The sequence below is a fragment of the Pseudomonas sp. W5-01 genome (assembly GCF_046540435.1).
GTDB classification, from domain to species: domain Bacteria; phylum Pseudomonadota; class Gammaproteobacteria; order Pseudomonadales; family Pseudomonadaceae; genus Aquipseudomonas; species Aquipseudomonas graminis_B.
Genome location: NZ_JAXCIP010000002.1, coordinates 474,071 through 486,984, shown reverse-complemented (window position 1 = coordinate 486,984; position 12,914 = coordinate 474,071). Strand labels below are relative to the sequence as shown.

Sequence of the window (12,914 nt, the reverse complement as noted above, 5' to 3'; positions counted from 1 at the left end):
GACATGCGCTCTCTTACCCTCCATCTGAAAATCCTGATCGCGACCCTCGTCACGCTGGGCATCGCGATCACGGCTTACCAGATATTGGTGCTCGGCATTCCGGTGACCGAAGACGAAACCGACGACCTGTGGAACATCGACGCCAAGGTCGAGTTCGTCGCCAACCCCAAGGACACGGTCAAGGTGCAGATGTACGTGCCACCACTGTCCCGGGATTACATCAGCCTCAATGAAAGCTTTATCTCCAACAACTACGGCGTGAACGTCAATCGCGCCGACGGCAACCGCAAGGTCACCTGGTCCGCGCGCCGGGCCAACGGCAATCAGACGTTGTACTACCGGCTGGTGTTGACCAAGCGCTACAGCGGCGAGAAAGCCAAGATCAAAGGGCCGATCTTCCGCGACAGCATCGTTGTGGAAGGCCCGGAAAAAATCGCCGCCGACGCGCTGCTTGCGCCGATCCGGCAACATTCCGCCGACGTCGAGACCTTCGTCAGCGAAGCCATCAAGCGTGTCAACAATCTGAGCGACGACAACGTCAAGCTGCTGCTGGCCGGCGACACGTCGGTGCAGAACAAGGCGCGGATCACTGAAACCCTGCTGTCCATCGCCCACGTGCCGGTGGAGAAAGCCCATACCATTCGCCTGGTCGCCGATCAGCCGCAGTCACCCGAACTGTGGCTGCGCAGCTTCAATGGCAAGGACTGGCTGTATTTCAATCCGGAAACCGGCGAAGCGGGCCTGCCCCAGGACCGCCTGCTGTGGTGGATCGGCAACGACAACCTGATCTCCGTGGAGGGTGGCAAAAAGGCCACCGTGAGTTTCAGCCTGAACAACAGCGAGATGAACGCGATTCGTCTGGCCAAGCTGACCGATGAAAGCACCGACGCCGACTTCCTCGAATACTCGCTGTACAGCCTGCCGCTGCAAACCCAGCAGACCTTCATGATCATGGTGATGATCCCGATCGGCGTGCTGGTGATCCTGATCCTGCGCAACCTGGTGGGCCTGCAGACGCTCGGGACCTTCACCCCGGTGCTGATCGCGCTGGCGTTCCGCGAGACCCAGCTGGGCTTTGGCATCGTGCTGTTCACCATCATCACGGCGCTGGGCCTTTCCCTGCGCTCGTACCTCGAACACCTGAAGCTGCAAATGCTGCCGAGGCTGTCGGTGGTGCTGACCTTCGTCGTGGTGCTGATTGCCGCCATCAGCCTGTTCAGTCACAAGCTGGGCCTTGAGCGCGGGTTGTCGGTCGCGCTGTTCCCGATGGTGATTCTGACCATGACCATCGAACGCCTGTCGATCACCTGGGAAGAACGCGGCGGCGGCCATGCGATGAAGGTCGCCATTGGCACGCTGTTCGCGGCGTCCCTGGCGCACATCATCATGAGCATCCCGGAGTTCATCTACTTCGTGTTCACCTTCCCGGCCATCCTGCTGATCCTGGTGGGTTTCATGCTGGCGATGGGGCGTTATCGCGGTTATCGGCTGACCGAACTGGTCCGCTTCAAGGCCTTCCTCAAGGAAGACGCCGAGCGGGAAACCCATAAATGATCGGCTGGTGGAAAACCTGGAAGGCGCTGGAAGCCAAGGGGATCATGGGCATCAACCGGCGTAACGCCGACTACGTGCTCAAGTACAACAAGCGCAGCCTCTACCCCATCGTCGATGACAAGATCATCACCAAGGAGCGGGCGATCGCGGCGGGCATTCACGTGCCCGAGATGTACGGGATCATTTCCACCGAGAAGGAAATCGACAAGCTCGACACGATCATCGGCGGGCGCAGCGATTTCGTCATCAAGCCGGCCATGGGTGCAGGCGGCGACGGCATTCTGGTCATCGCCGACCGATTCGAAGAGCGTTTCCGCACGATTTCCGGGCGCATCATCAGCCACGACGAAATCGAGCATCAGATTTCCAGCATTCTCACCGGGCTGTATTCCCTGGGCGGCCATCGCGATCGCGCGCTGATCGAATACCGGGTTACGCCAGACCAGATTTTCAAGAGCATCAGTTACGAGGGCGTCCCGGACATCCGCGTGATCGTGCTGATGGGTTACCCGGTGATGGCGATGCTGCGCCTGCCCACCCGGCAGTCCGGCGGCAAGGCCAACCTGCACCAGGGCGCCATCGGTGTCGGCGTCGATCTGGCGACCGGCCTGACGCTGCGCGGCACTTGGCTGAACAACATCATCAGCAAGCACCCCGACACCACCAATGCGGTGGATGGCGTGCAACTGCCGAACTGGGACGGTTTCATGAAGCTCGCGGCAGAGTGCTACGAGCTGTGCGGACTGGGTTATATCGGCGTCGACATGGTGCTGGACCAGGACCGCGGGCCGCTGATTCTGGAGCTGAATGCGCGGCCGGGGCTGAACATCCAGATCGCCAATGACTGCGGGCTGACTCACCGGACCGTGGCGGTGGAAAAGCGGCTCGAAGAGCTGGCGGCGGACGGTGTTCAGGAGAGCCCGGAAGAGCGGGTCAAGTTTGCTCAGGGGTTGTTTGGGCACGTTTGAGTTGTGTCGATTGATCAGGGTGATCGGTGTTCGCCGACAAACTGATGGCGATCACACCGGCCCCTTCCCGGCTAAAGCCGGTCCTACCAGGCACCGCACACATTCGTAGGACCGGCTTTAGCCGGGAAGGCGTCAGGCGGCACACCGCAAAATTCAGCCCAATATTCCCGCCCACAACCTCCTGCCAAATGAAGATTCACCCCATGCGGCATTCCGTCCCTAGAGAACCCTCTCCCATCGCTGTATAGTTTTTTACATACCGAAACAATGAGTAACAGATGTCTTCTGCCAGGCTGTATTCCCCTCTGTTGCTCAGCCTGTCGGCATTGACCGTGACGGCCGCCTGCGCGCTGTTATTGGGTCGCTATCACATCTCAATCCACGAATTCAGCACGTTCATCGCAACGATGCTCGGCCTCAGCGACATGCCTGCGCAACGCTACGACCTGCTCCACAGCCTGATCATCGAGGCGCGCCTGCCTCGGGTTATTGCAGCGGTTCTAGTGGGCGCCGGGCTTTCTGTTTCGGGCGCGGCGTATCAGGGCGTGTTCCGCAATCCGCTGGTGTCGCCGGGTTTGCTGGGGGTGTTGAGCGGTTGTGCGTTCGGCGCTGCGCTGGGGATCATCTGGCACCTGCCGCCTTTGGCCATTGCGCTGGTCGCCTGCATGACCGGGCTGATCGCCGTGGCGGTCGGTCTGGGCATCGCGCACATGTTCCACACCCCGTCGATCTTGCTGCTGGTGCTCGGCGGCATTGTCGCGAACGCCCTCTTCACCTCGCTGCTGTCCATCGCCCAATACATGGCCGATCCGGTGGATCAATTGCCGAGCATCGTCTATTGGCTGCTCGGCAGCCTCAGCGCCGTGGATGCTCAAGCACTGTGGATCATCGGCCCGATTCTGGCCGTGGCGATTGTGCTGTTGTGCCTGACGGGCCGCGCCATCGATGCGCTGTCCCTGAGTGATGACGAGGCCCTGAGCCTGGGCGTGCCGGTCGAGCACATCCGTGGCGGCCTGATCGTGCTGACCACGCTGATCTGCGCACTCACTGTGAGTCTGGCAGGGATGGTCGGCTGGATCGGCTTGTTGATTCCGCATCTGGCGCGGCTGCTGGTCGGCCCCGGCAATTCGCGCTTGCTGCCCCTCAGCGCCTGCCTGGGCGGGATCTTCCTGCTGGCGGCCGACGGCGTCGCTCGCAGCGTGTCGGCGGGCGAAATTCCCCTCGGCATCATCACCGAGCTGTTCGGCGCGATCGCCTTTGTGCTGGTGCTGCATCGCGTGCGCAAGGGTTGGCTATGAAGCGCTTGCAGGCCCGTCAACTGAGCTATCGAATCGGCGACCGCGTGATCCTCGATAACGTCTCGCTGGACATCGCCGCCGGCGACAACATCGCCCTCCTGGGGGCCAACGGCGCCGGAAAAAGCACGTTGATGAAACTGCTGCTGGGGTTGCTGACACCCCACGCCGGCGAGGTGCTGCTCGACGGCCAACCGATGCGCTCGATGAAGCGCCGTGCCATTGCCCGGCAGATTGCCTACGTGCCCCAGAGCCATGTGCCGAGCTTTCCGTTCAGCGTCGCCCACATCGTTGGGCAGGGGCGATTGCCCAGCGTGGGCCTGGGCCATGCACCGAGCCGCGACGACAAGACCTCTGTGCAGCAGGCCCTGACCGACCTGGGCATCCTTCAGTTAAGTGAACGGCCGTACACCGAGCTGTCCGGCGGCGAGCGTCAGTTGGTGCTGATCGCCCGGGCCATGGTCCAGCGCGCCAATACCATCATTCTTGATGAGCCGGTCACCGGCCTCGACTACGGCCATCAGCTGCGCCTGCTGGCCTTGCTCAAGCGCCTCGCCGCCCAAGGCATCAGCATTTTGTCCAGCACCCATCGCCCTGAACACGCTCTTGCCTCGGCCAATCGCGTCCTGGTCCTGCACGACGGCCGACTCATCGCCGACGGCGCCCCCCACGACGTCGTCGACAGCGCCCTCATGGCGCGTCTTTACCAGGTCGCCGTCGAGCAGATCGACAGCAGCGGCCACCGCTTTTTCATTCCTTGCTGAGTGTTTGCATGACCCGATCCCTTTCCACGCGCCTGGCCTTCGCGCCACTCTTGTTCGGCGGCTTCGCCCAGGTCAGCCTGGCCCAAGAAATGACCCTGGCGCCGCTGGACATCAGTGCCGAACAGTCGATTGCCGATCAGGCGCGGGAGAAGTCGGCGACCCTCGGCCCGATGGGTGAGCGCAGGCTGCTGGACACGCCTTATTCCCTCAGCGTGCTGTCCTCGGACCTGATCGACAGCCAGCAGCTCAAAAGCTTCAAGGACATCATCCGCTACATGCCCTCCGTGCAGGCCGACGGCGCCCGGCCGCAGACCCGGGGTCTACAGGGCAGCGTGGTGCAGAACAGCCGGCTGGACGGCCTCAATGTGGTGTCGACCACCGATTACCCGGCCGAGCAACTGGGCGGCGTCGAGGTGCTGAGCGGGCTGTCGGGGTCGCTTTATGGCCCGGCGAATCCGGCCGGCACCTTCAACCTGCTGTCGAAACGCCCGACCGATTTCACCCGCAATCGGGTGACCGTCGGCGTGGGCACCGGTCTGACCTGGCTCAAGGCCGCCGACCTGAGCGGCCCGTTCGACCCGGACGGCAAGATCAAATACCGCCTGAACGTGGCCGACGAGCAAGGCCACAGCTATGCCCCCGGCAGCACGTTGCGCAGGCAACTGGTGAGCCTCGCCACGGACTTTCAGATCAGTGACGACAGCGTCATCGAAACCAACGTCAGCCACTACAACTACCTATCCAAGGGCCTGCCCGGCAAGTTCGCCGTCGCCTCGGGCGTGACGCTGCCCCACGCGCCGGACCCGACCCGCAGCAACCTCGGGCAAAATTACTCCGGCGACAACAACACCACGGACACCGCCAGCGCGCATTTCAAGCATGACTTCGACGGCAACTGGAAACTCGACATCGGCGCGCTGCGGCAGATCGCCGACCGCGAGTCCACCGCGGTCACCAACACGCTGATCAACAACGCCGGCACCTATCGCAGCTCGGTGGCGAGCGCGACCGCCAGCCGCTTCACCATCAACAGCTATCTGGCCAACCTCAACGGCAGCGTCTACACCGCCGGCATTCGCCACGACCTGACCGTCGGTGTCACCGGTTTCGACTGGGACAACTACAACCCCGTGAACGGCGGCACGAAGACCTTGGGTAGCGCCTCATTAAGCAATCCGGTCGGCTTCGACGAGCCTGACTTCCCCGACTTTACCGATCGCTATCACTCGGCCAACGCCCGCCAGCGTTCCTTCGTGCTGGGCGACACCCTGACCTTCACGCCGAAATGGAGCCTGATGCTCAGCGGCAGCCAGAGCCGCTTGACCGCCGACAATTATTCTCAAGCGGGCGTCCACACGTCATCCCAAGACTCGGGCATCAGCACGGCGAGCAGCGTGATGTACAAGCCGGTGGACGACCTGACGCTGTACCTGACTTACGCCGACAGCCTGCAACAGGGTGACAGTGCGGCGGCCGGCAGCAGCAACGCCGGGGCGATCCTGTCGCCGTACCGCAGCCGCATGTGGGAGCTGGGTGGCAAATGGGTCGCGCGCGGGGTCAACCTGTCGCTGGCAGCATTTCAGATCAAACGCCCCTTCGCCTACACCCAGCCCGATAACCTGTACGCCGTGGCGGGTGATCAGCGCAATCGCGGGGTGGAATTCTTGGCCGACGGCGACCTGAGCCAGAATCTCAAGCTGTTCGGCGGCATCACCTGGCTGGACCCGAAGCTGCTGTCCACCGGCAACGACAGCACGGAAGACACGCGCATCGTCGGGCTGTCGCGGATGACGGCCAGTCTGCTGACCGAATACCGCATCGATCAGGTGCCGGGCCTCACCGTCAACCTCAACGCCCGTTATGCCAGCGCGCGCCCCACCGATGACAGCAACGATCACTGGGTGGGCAGCTACAAGACCTTCGACGCCGGCGCCAGCTACAGCACCCGGTTGATGAAACGCGACACGGTCTACCGCCTCGAAGTCACCAACCTGGCCAACGAACGCTACTGGACCAACATCGTCCCCGGCGGGCTGAACGGCTACACCGGTGCCGGCCAAGCCAGCGCCACACCGGCCGCGCCGCGCATGCTGCAGGCGTCGATTCAGGTAGACCTGTGAGGCGGCGGCAGGGCGGCATGCGCCATTTGCTAAAAGGCTTGCTGAGCGGTGTGCTGCTCGCCGGCCTGAGTGCCTGCGCCTTCGCTGATCCGGGTGACGCTGGGCAGAACATTCAGGCCAGTCTGCTGAAACCCGGACAGGTGCAGGACGATAGCGGCCAACGTGTCAGCCTTCCCTGCGAACCCGCGCGTATCGCTGACGCCTGGTACGCCCATCACGTGCTGCTGATGACGCTCGGGGCCGGCTCGCGCATCGTTGCGACGGTCAACCACCCTGAAAGCCAACCGTGGATGTTCAAGGTCCTGCCGACGCTGAACCAGGCCACGGCCATCGAAGGCACGGCGTTCAATGCCGAAACTTTGCTCGCCGAGCACGTCGATCTGGTGTTCACCGCCCTCGGCGACCGTCAGGCCATCGCCTATCGACAGCTGGGCCTGCCGGTCATGCAGATGGGTTACACCGACCTGGCGGGGCTGAAACGCTCGGTGCTCAACACCGCTCAAGCCCTGGGCGGCACAGAGCCCGGCGTGCGGGCCCGTGCCTACAACGGGTTTCTGGATCAGCAATTGGCAGCAGTCAATCGCGTGGTCGCGGGTATCCCGGCGGAGCAACGGCCCAAAGTGCTGCACATCGCCTCGGTCAATCCGCTGAAAGTGGACGGCGCCGACACGCTGATCGACGACTGGATCAAGCTCGCCGGAGGCCGCAATGCCGCGACGGGACTCAAGGGCAACCTGCAAATCGTGTCGGCAGAGCAGTTGCTGGCCTGGCAGCCGGATGTCGTCATTCTCGCTGCCAACGCAGGCCGGCTGGACCAAGCAGCGCAACCGCAACTGCTGAACCAGCTTGAGGCCGTGCGCAACGGGCGCGTCCTGCGCAATCCGGCCGGAGTTTTCCCGTGGGATCGGTACGGCACCGAAGTCGCGCTCCAGGTCGCCTGGGCGGCGCAGCAGCTGCATCCCGCTTTGTTCCCGGACGTGGACATGGCGGCACAGACGATGGACTTCTACCGGCGCTTTTTCGATTACCCGCTGACGCCGGAGGAGGCCCAACGAATTTTGCACGGTGAGCCGCCAGCGACTGCGCCTTCCCCCTAGGACTCGCCCTTGGGGAAGACTACAATCGCCGTCCTCGCGCACTGACTGATCCACGCCTCGCATGCCAACTTGCTCTGTACACCCACTGCCCTATTACGCCGACCCCAGCGGTTACTTCGCCCACGTGCGCGGTGCCCCGGGCGCCGTGCTGCTGGACAGCGGTCGCCCGACTGCGGACCGTGGCCGCTTCGATCTGATCAGCGCCTGGCCGCTGGAAACCCTGCAGCCGGTGGCGGACGAATCCGGTCCGGGCTTTCTCCAGCGCCTGCGTGAATCACTGGCCCGGCTCGGTGAAGCTGATCTGCCCGAGCACTGCGCGCTGCCATTCGCCGGTGGGTTGATCGGTTACCTGGCGTATGACTTCGGCCGTCTGTTCGAGCCCCTGCCCGATCAGGCTACCGATGACCTGCACCTGCCCGCCGCGCGGTTGGGCCTCTACGCCTGGGCGCTGATCAGCGATCACCACGACCACACCAGCCAGTTGGTGTTTCACCCCGCCCTTGATCACGCCGAACGCCAGCGTCTGATCGCGCTGTTCGAGCAACCCGTGGCGCAACCGGCACCATCGTTCACGCTGACAGCGCCCTTCGCGCCGGACATCGATGCCGAGCAGTACCGGCAGGCCGTCGAGCGGATTCACGCCTACATTCAGGCCGGCGACTGCTATCAGGTCAATTTCGCCCAGCGCTTTCGTGCGCAGTACCTCGGTGATCCGTGGGCAGCGTATCAAGCACTGCGGGTGGCCTGCCCCACGCCGTTCGCCGGGTATCTGGCCCTGCCAGAGGGGGATGCGGTGTTGAGCCTGTCGCCGGAGCGGTTCGTCAAAGTCAGTCAGCGTCAGGTCGAGACCCGGCCGATCAAAGGCACGCGGCCGAGAGGGCGAGATGCCGTTGAGGACGCCGCATTCGCTCAAGCGCTGCTTGCGAGTGCGAAAGACCGCGCCGAGAACCTGATGATCGTCGACCTGCTGCGCAACGATCTGGGGCGAACCTGCCGGATCGGTTCAGTGAAGGTGCCGGAGCTGTTCAGTCTCGAGAGCTATCCCAACGTGCATCACCTGGTCAGCGCCGTCACCGGCGAACTGGCCGATGACAAAGACGCGCTGGACCTGATTGGCGGCAGCTTTCCCGGCGGCTCGATCACCGGCGCGCCGAAGATCCGCGCGATGCAGATCATCGACGAACTGGAGCCCAACCGTCGGGCCTTGTATTGCGGCTCGTTGATGTACCTGGACGTGCGCGGCAGCATGGACAGCTCCATCGCCATCCGCAGTCTGCTGGCAAAAGACGGCCAGGTTGCGTGTTGGGGCGGCGGTGGGATCGTCGCTGATTCGCAGTGGGAGGCGGAATATCAGGAGACCTTCACCAAAGTGCGGGTGTTGATGCAAACGCTTGAGGGGATGTGATCGGGACGGTGAACCTGTCCGTTTCGGGTGGCAGCCTTTAGGTGATGTATGGCGGGGAATGCAACCCTGTGGGAGTGACCGGGGTGGCAACCCGACAGGTTTGCCGCCCGCCAAAGCACCCGTGCTCTCCTCGCTTTCAGCCAAACGCCCCGACGTTTTTTGTTACCATCTGCGCCATTACGAGCGCTTAAGCGCCAGCCCTGATCAGGAACCCGCCCAGATGAACCACCCTTTTGACGTTGACGACATCGCCGCCACTTTTGCCAACAAATCCCCGTCCGACATCCTCAAATTCGCCTTTCAGCACTTCGGCGACGACTTGTGGATTTCCTTCAGTGGGGCGGAAGACGTGGTGCTGGTGGACATGGCCTGGAAAATCAACAAGAACGTCAAAGTATTCAGCCTGGACACCGGCCGGCTGCACCCGGAGACCTATCGCTTCATCGATCAGGTCCGCGAGCAGTACAAAATCGACATCGACATCGTCAGCCCGGACCGCGAAAAGCTGGAGCCGATGGTCAAGGAAAAGGGCTTGTTCAGCTTCTACCGCGACGGCCATGGCGAGTGCTGCGGGATCCGCAAGATCGAGCCGTTGCGCCGCAAGCTGTCCGGCGTGAGCGCTTGGGCCACCGGTCAGCGTCGGGATCAGAGCCCGAGCACGCGCAACAACGTCGCCGTAGTGGAAATCGACAGCGCCTTCTCGACCCCGGAACTCACGCTGTACAAATTCAACCCGCTCGCCCAGATGAGCAGCGCCGACGTGTGGAACTACATCCGCATGCTCGAACTGCCGTTCAACAGCCTGCACGAGCGCGGCTTCATCAGCATCGGCTGCGAACCCTGCACGCGTCCGGTCCTGCCGAATCAGCACGAACGCGAAGGCCGCTGGTGGTGGGAAGAAGCGACGCAGAAGGAATGCGGGCTGCATGCCGGGAATATGATCGCGAAGGGATAGAGGAGCAGCGCTAAGCGGCAAGCTTCAAGCTGCAAGAGAACAGCAGTCCGCGTGAGGTCTGCTCCTTCTAGCCGCTTGAGACTTGCCGCTTGAAGCTGAGGCTCGCCTCTCAATGCTCCGGCAGTTGAACCCCGGCAAACAGCTCTTCCAGTTCCTGTTTGTTGTGGCACTGAATGGCTTTGGCCATGACCTCGCGGGTCAGGTGCGGGGCGAACTTCTCGATGAAATCGCACATGAAACCGCGCAGAAAGGTGCCGCGGCGGAACCCGATCTTGGTCACGCTGGCTTCGAACAATTCGCTGGCGTCGAGCACCACCAGATCGCTGTCCAGCTTCGGATCGACGGCCATTTTCGCGACGATGCCGACGCCTAATCCCAATCTTACGTACGTCTTGATCACGTCAGCGTCGGCGGCGGTGAATACCACTTTCGGCGTCAGCCCACGGTGGCTGAATGCTTCGTCCAGCTTGGAGCGGCCGGTGAACCCGAACACGTACGTCACGATGGGGTATTCGGCGAGAATCTCCAGGGTCAGCTTCGGCACCTTGGTCAGCGGATGGCCCTGGGGGACGACCACGCAGCGGTTCCAGGTGTAGCACGGCATCATCACCAGATCGCCGAACAACTCCAGCGCCTCCGTGGCGATAGCGAAATCGACGGTACCGTCGGCGGCCATTTCGGCGATCTGCATCGGTGAGCCCTGATGCATGTGCAGCGCGACGTCCGGGTACTGCTTGATGAAATTGCTGATCACCGGCGGCAACGCGTAACGCGCCTGGGTGTGGGTGGTGGCGATGGACAGCGTGCCCTTTTTCTCGTTGGAGAATTCCTGGGCAATCTGCTTGATGCTTTCGACTTTGCGCAGGATCTCGCCGGCGGTGGTGATAATGCGCTCGCCTGCCGGGGTGACGCGGGTCAGGTGCTTGCCGCTGCGGGCGAAGACCTCGACGCCCAACTCGTCCTCCAGCAGGCGGATCTGCTTGCTGATGCCTGGCTGCGAGGTGTAGAGGCTTTGCGCGGTCGCTGAAACGTTGAGGTCGTGGTGCGCCACTTCCCAGATGTAGCGCAGTTGTTGAAGCTTCATATGTATCCCTCAAAGCCGGAAGACGCCACGGGCATCAGCGACGGTATATAACTGGATTATTGGTCAGGAAGGCAAAGCTAGAACTTTTTATCACTTTTATCCGGTAATGGCACGCAGCTTTTAACGCCCTTGGCACATTCCCGGAATGCGATCACCTCGGTGTGCGCCTGTGCAGCATCGGCACCATGTACACCGGCACGTCGGACAGTTGCAGGACTCGCGCCGCCGTCCGGCCAATCGGCGTATCCCCCTCCCCGCCGTGGCTGCGACTGCCCACCACCAGCAGGTCGACGCTGAGCAGGCGCGCCTGATCGAGTATCACATTGGATGGATCGCCCTGGACCACGCGAACGCTGCGAATCAGGGCAAGGTCCTCATGCCCCTCCCCCAGTTCTTCACGAAAGCTGTCCATGACCCGCGCCTCAATGCCATCAATCACCGTGTTGACGCCCTCACTGTGCAGCTCTTTGAGCACGTCGGCGGCCAGATAACTCTGCAACACGGACTCGGCAAACAGGCCCATTGGCTCCACCACATGCACGACATGCAGCTCGGCATCGAAGGTCCGTGCCAGCACCAGCGCGTGCTGCAGGGTATAAGGCGCATAAGCACCGAGGTCCGTGGCGTAGAGCATCGAGCGGATCATGGGACCCCCGGACAGCCTTTGAAGTGAAGACTTACTCAGCGTAGCAGCGCGCCGCGCACTCAGGCGGCCCGACTGCTGCTTTTCGGTCTAACGCCTCAAGGTTTTAGCTCGTTGCTGATGCCGTGGGGCACATGCCCGGTCGCCACCACTTCCCGCGCGCGCTCACAGTGGCCCGGCTGATCGTCGAAGAACACGTCCGCCGCGAAGGCTTCCAGAAACGCCGATTTGTCCAGGCCGCCGAGGAACAGCGACTCATCCAGACGAATGTCCCACTCGCGCAGTGTGCGGATGACCCGCTCGTGAGCCGGCGCCGAGCGCGCGGTGACCAGCGCCGTGCGAATCGGGCAGGACTCTTCGGGGAATTCGCGCTGCAGGGCGTTCAATGCCGCGAGAAAGGGTTTGAACGGCCCGCCGGGCAAGGGCCGTCGCGCCGCTTCGCGCTCATTGGCCTGAAACGCCTCAAGCCCTCCGGACTGATACACGCGCTCGGACTCATCGGAGAACAGCACAGCGTCACCGTCGAAGGCGATGCGCAGCTCGGCACTGGCCGCGCGACGGGCGCCACCAGAGAGAATGGTCGCGGCGGCGAACCCGGCGTCCAGCGCGCTGCGCACGTCTTCGGCGTGGGTGGACAGGAACAGATGACTGCCGAAAGCGGCCAGATACGGAAACGGACTGCGGCCGCCGACGAACGCCGCGCGGGAAATGTCGAGGCCGTAATGCTGAATCGAATTGAATACGCGCAACCCGGTGTCGGCACTGTTGCGCGAGACCAGCACCACTTCCACCCGGGACTGGTTCAGGCTGGCGTTCAGGCTGAGCAGTTTTTCCACCAGCCGGAACGCATCACCGGGCTCAAGAATTTCGTCCTCGTGGTCGATCTGGTACTGGCGATAGGCAGCGACGCCGCTGGCCATATAAACGTCATGGCTTTCCCGCAAATCAAACAGCGCCCGCGAGGAAATCGCCAGCACCAGCTTGCTCCCCGGGGTTTTTACGTTCAGCTGAGTGCTCATCAGTCTTCCT

At 62.7% G+C, this 12,914-nt stretch carries 11 protein-coding genes; 8 read left to right on the top strand and 3 right to left on the bottom strand.

What is annotated here, in order from left to right; all coding sequences use genetic code 11:
• Positions 1–3 precede the first annotated feature (3 nt).
• The 8 genes from SLW75_RS07570 to SLW75_RS07535 all read left to right on the top strand — a co-directional run bounded on the left by SLW75_RS07570 (position 4) and on the right by SLW75_RS07535 (position 10,158).
• Complete coding sequence (locus SLW75_RS07570) at positions 4–1,554, top strand: inactive transglutaminase family protein (RefSeq protein ID WP_065988742.1); 1,551 nt, start codon at positions 4–6, stop codon at positions 1,552–1,554.
• Positions 1,554–2,522: an alpha-L-glutamate ligase-like protein gene (locus tag SLW75_RS07565; protein ID WP_410934372.1), complete on the top strand. Its 969-nt coding sequence runs from the start codon at positions 1,554–1,556 to the stop codon at positions 2,520–2,522. Before SLW75_RS07570 ends, SLW75_RS07565 begins: the two co-directional genes overlap by 1 nt.
• A 278-nt stretch (positions 2,523–2,800) precedes the next feature.
• Complete coding sequence (locus tag SLW75_RS07560) at positions 2,801–3,820, top strand: FecCD family ABC transporter permease (RefSeq protein WP_410934067.1); 1,020 nt, start codon at positions 2,801–2,803, stop codon at positions 3,818–3,820.
• Positions 3,817–4,581 (top strand): ABC transporter ATP-binding protein, encoded by a 765-nt coding sequence (locus SLW75_RS07555; protein ID WP_410934066.1) that lies wholly within the window; start codon positions 3,817–3,819, stop codon positions 4,579–4,581. The genes SLW75_RS07560 and SLW75_RS07555 overlap by 4 nt, the downstream gene beginning before the upstream one ends.
• Before the next feature lie 8 nt (positions 4,582–4,589).
• Positions 4,590–6,701: a TonB-dependent receptor gene (locus tag SLW75_RS07550; protein WP_410934065.1), complete on the top strand. Its 2,112-nt coding sequence runs from the start codon at positions 4,590–4,592 to the stop codon at positions 6,699–6,701.
• A 17-nt stretch (positions 6,702–6,718) separates the two neighbouring features.
• The gene (locus SLW75_RS07545; RefSeq protein ID WP_410934064.1) at positions 6,719–7,798 is read left to right on the top strand and encodes an ABC transporter substrate-binding protein; all 1,080 of its coding nucleotides are present in this window, start codon (positions 6,719–6,721) and stop codon (positions 7,796–7,798) included.
• Positions 7,799–7,859: 61 nt separating this feature from the next.
• Complete coding sequence (gene pabB / locus SLW75_RS07540; protein WP_410934063.1) at positions 7,860–9,203, top strand: aminodeoxychorismate synthase component I; 1,344 nt, start codon at positions 7,860–7,862, stop codon at positions 9,201–9,203.
• Between the two features lie 220 nt (positions 9,204–9,423).
• Positions 9,424–10,158, top strand: a complete 735-nt coding sequence (locus tag SLW75_RS07535; protein WP_410934062.1) for a phosphoadenylyl-sulfate reductase — start codon at positions 9,424–9,426, stop codon at positions 10,156–10,158.
• Between the two features lie 109 nt (positions 10,159–10,267).
• Here SLW75_RS07535 and cysB read toward each other — a convergent pair whose 3' ends face one another.
• The 3 genes from cysB to SLW75_RS07520 all read right to left on the bottom strand — a co-directional run bounded on the left by cysB (position 10,268) and on the right by SLW75_RS07520 (position 12,904).
• The gene (gene cysB / locus SLW75_RS07530) at positions 10,268–11,242 is read right to left on the bottom strand and encodes an HTH-type transcriptional regulator CysB (RefSeq protein WP_410930174.1); all 975 of its coding nucleotides are present in this window, start codon (positions 11,240–11,242) and stop codon (positions 10,268–10,270) included.
• A gap of 151 nt (positions 11,243–11,393) precedes the next feature.
• Entirely contained in the window at positions 11,394–11,888 is a 495-nt protein-coding gene (locus SLW75_RS07525) for a universal stress protein (protein WP_296313394.1), read from the bottom strand.
• 95 nt (positions 11,889–11,983) lie between these two features.
• Positions 11,984–12,904 (bottom strand): 5'-nucleotidase, encoded by a 921-nt coding sequence (locus SLW75_RS07520; protein WP_074892511.1) that lies wholly within the window; start codon positions 12,902–12,904, stop codon positions 11,984–11,986.
• Positions 12,905–12,914: the final 10 nt, after the last annotated feature.

Coding starts and splice junctions, on each gene's coding strand:
- SLW75_RS07520 (WP_074892511.1), bottom strand. CDS start 12,904: ATGAGCACTCAGCTGAACGTAAAAACCCCGGGGAGCAAGCTGGTGCTG.
- cysB (WP_410930174.1), bottom strand. CDS start 11,242: ATGAAGCTTCAACAACTGCGCTACATCTGGGAAGTGGCGCACCACGAC.
- SLW75_RS07550 (WP_410934065.1), top strand. CDS start 4,590: ATGACCCGATCCCTTTCCACGCGCCTGGCCTTCGCGCCACTCTTGTTC.
- SLW75_RS07525 (WP_296313394.1), bottom strand. CDS start 11,888: ATGATCCGCTCGATGCTCTACGCCACGGACCTCGGTGCTTATGCGCCT.
- SLW75_RS07535 (WP_410934062.1), top strand. CDS start 9,424: ATGAACCACCCTTTTGACGTTGACGACATCGCCGCCACTTTTGCCAAC.
- pabB (WP_410934063.1), top strand. CDS start 7,860: ATGCCAACTTGCTCTGTACACCCACTGCCCTATTACGCCGACCCCAGC.
- SLW75_RS07545 (WP_410934064.1), top strand. CDS start 6,719: ATGCGCCATTTGCTAAAAGGCTTGCTGAGCGGTGTGCTGCTCGCCGGC.
- SLW75_RS07560 (WP_410934067.1), top strand. CDS start 2,801: ATGTCTTCTGCCAGGCTGTATTCCCCTCTGTTGCTCAGCCTGTCGGCA.
- SLW75_RS07570 (WP_065988742.1), top strand. CDS start 4: ATGCGCTCTCTTACCCTCCATCTGAAAATCCTGATCGCGACCCTCGTC.
- SLW75_RS07555 (WP_410934066.1), top strand. CDS start 3,817: ATGAAGCGCTTGCAGGCCCGTCAACTGAGCTATCGAATCGGCGACCGC.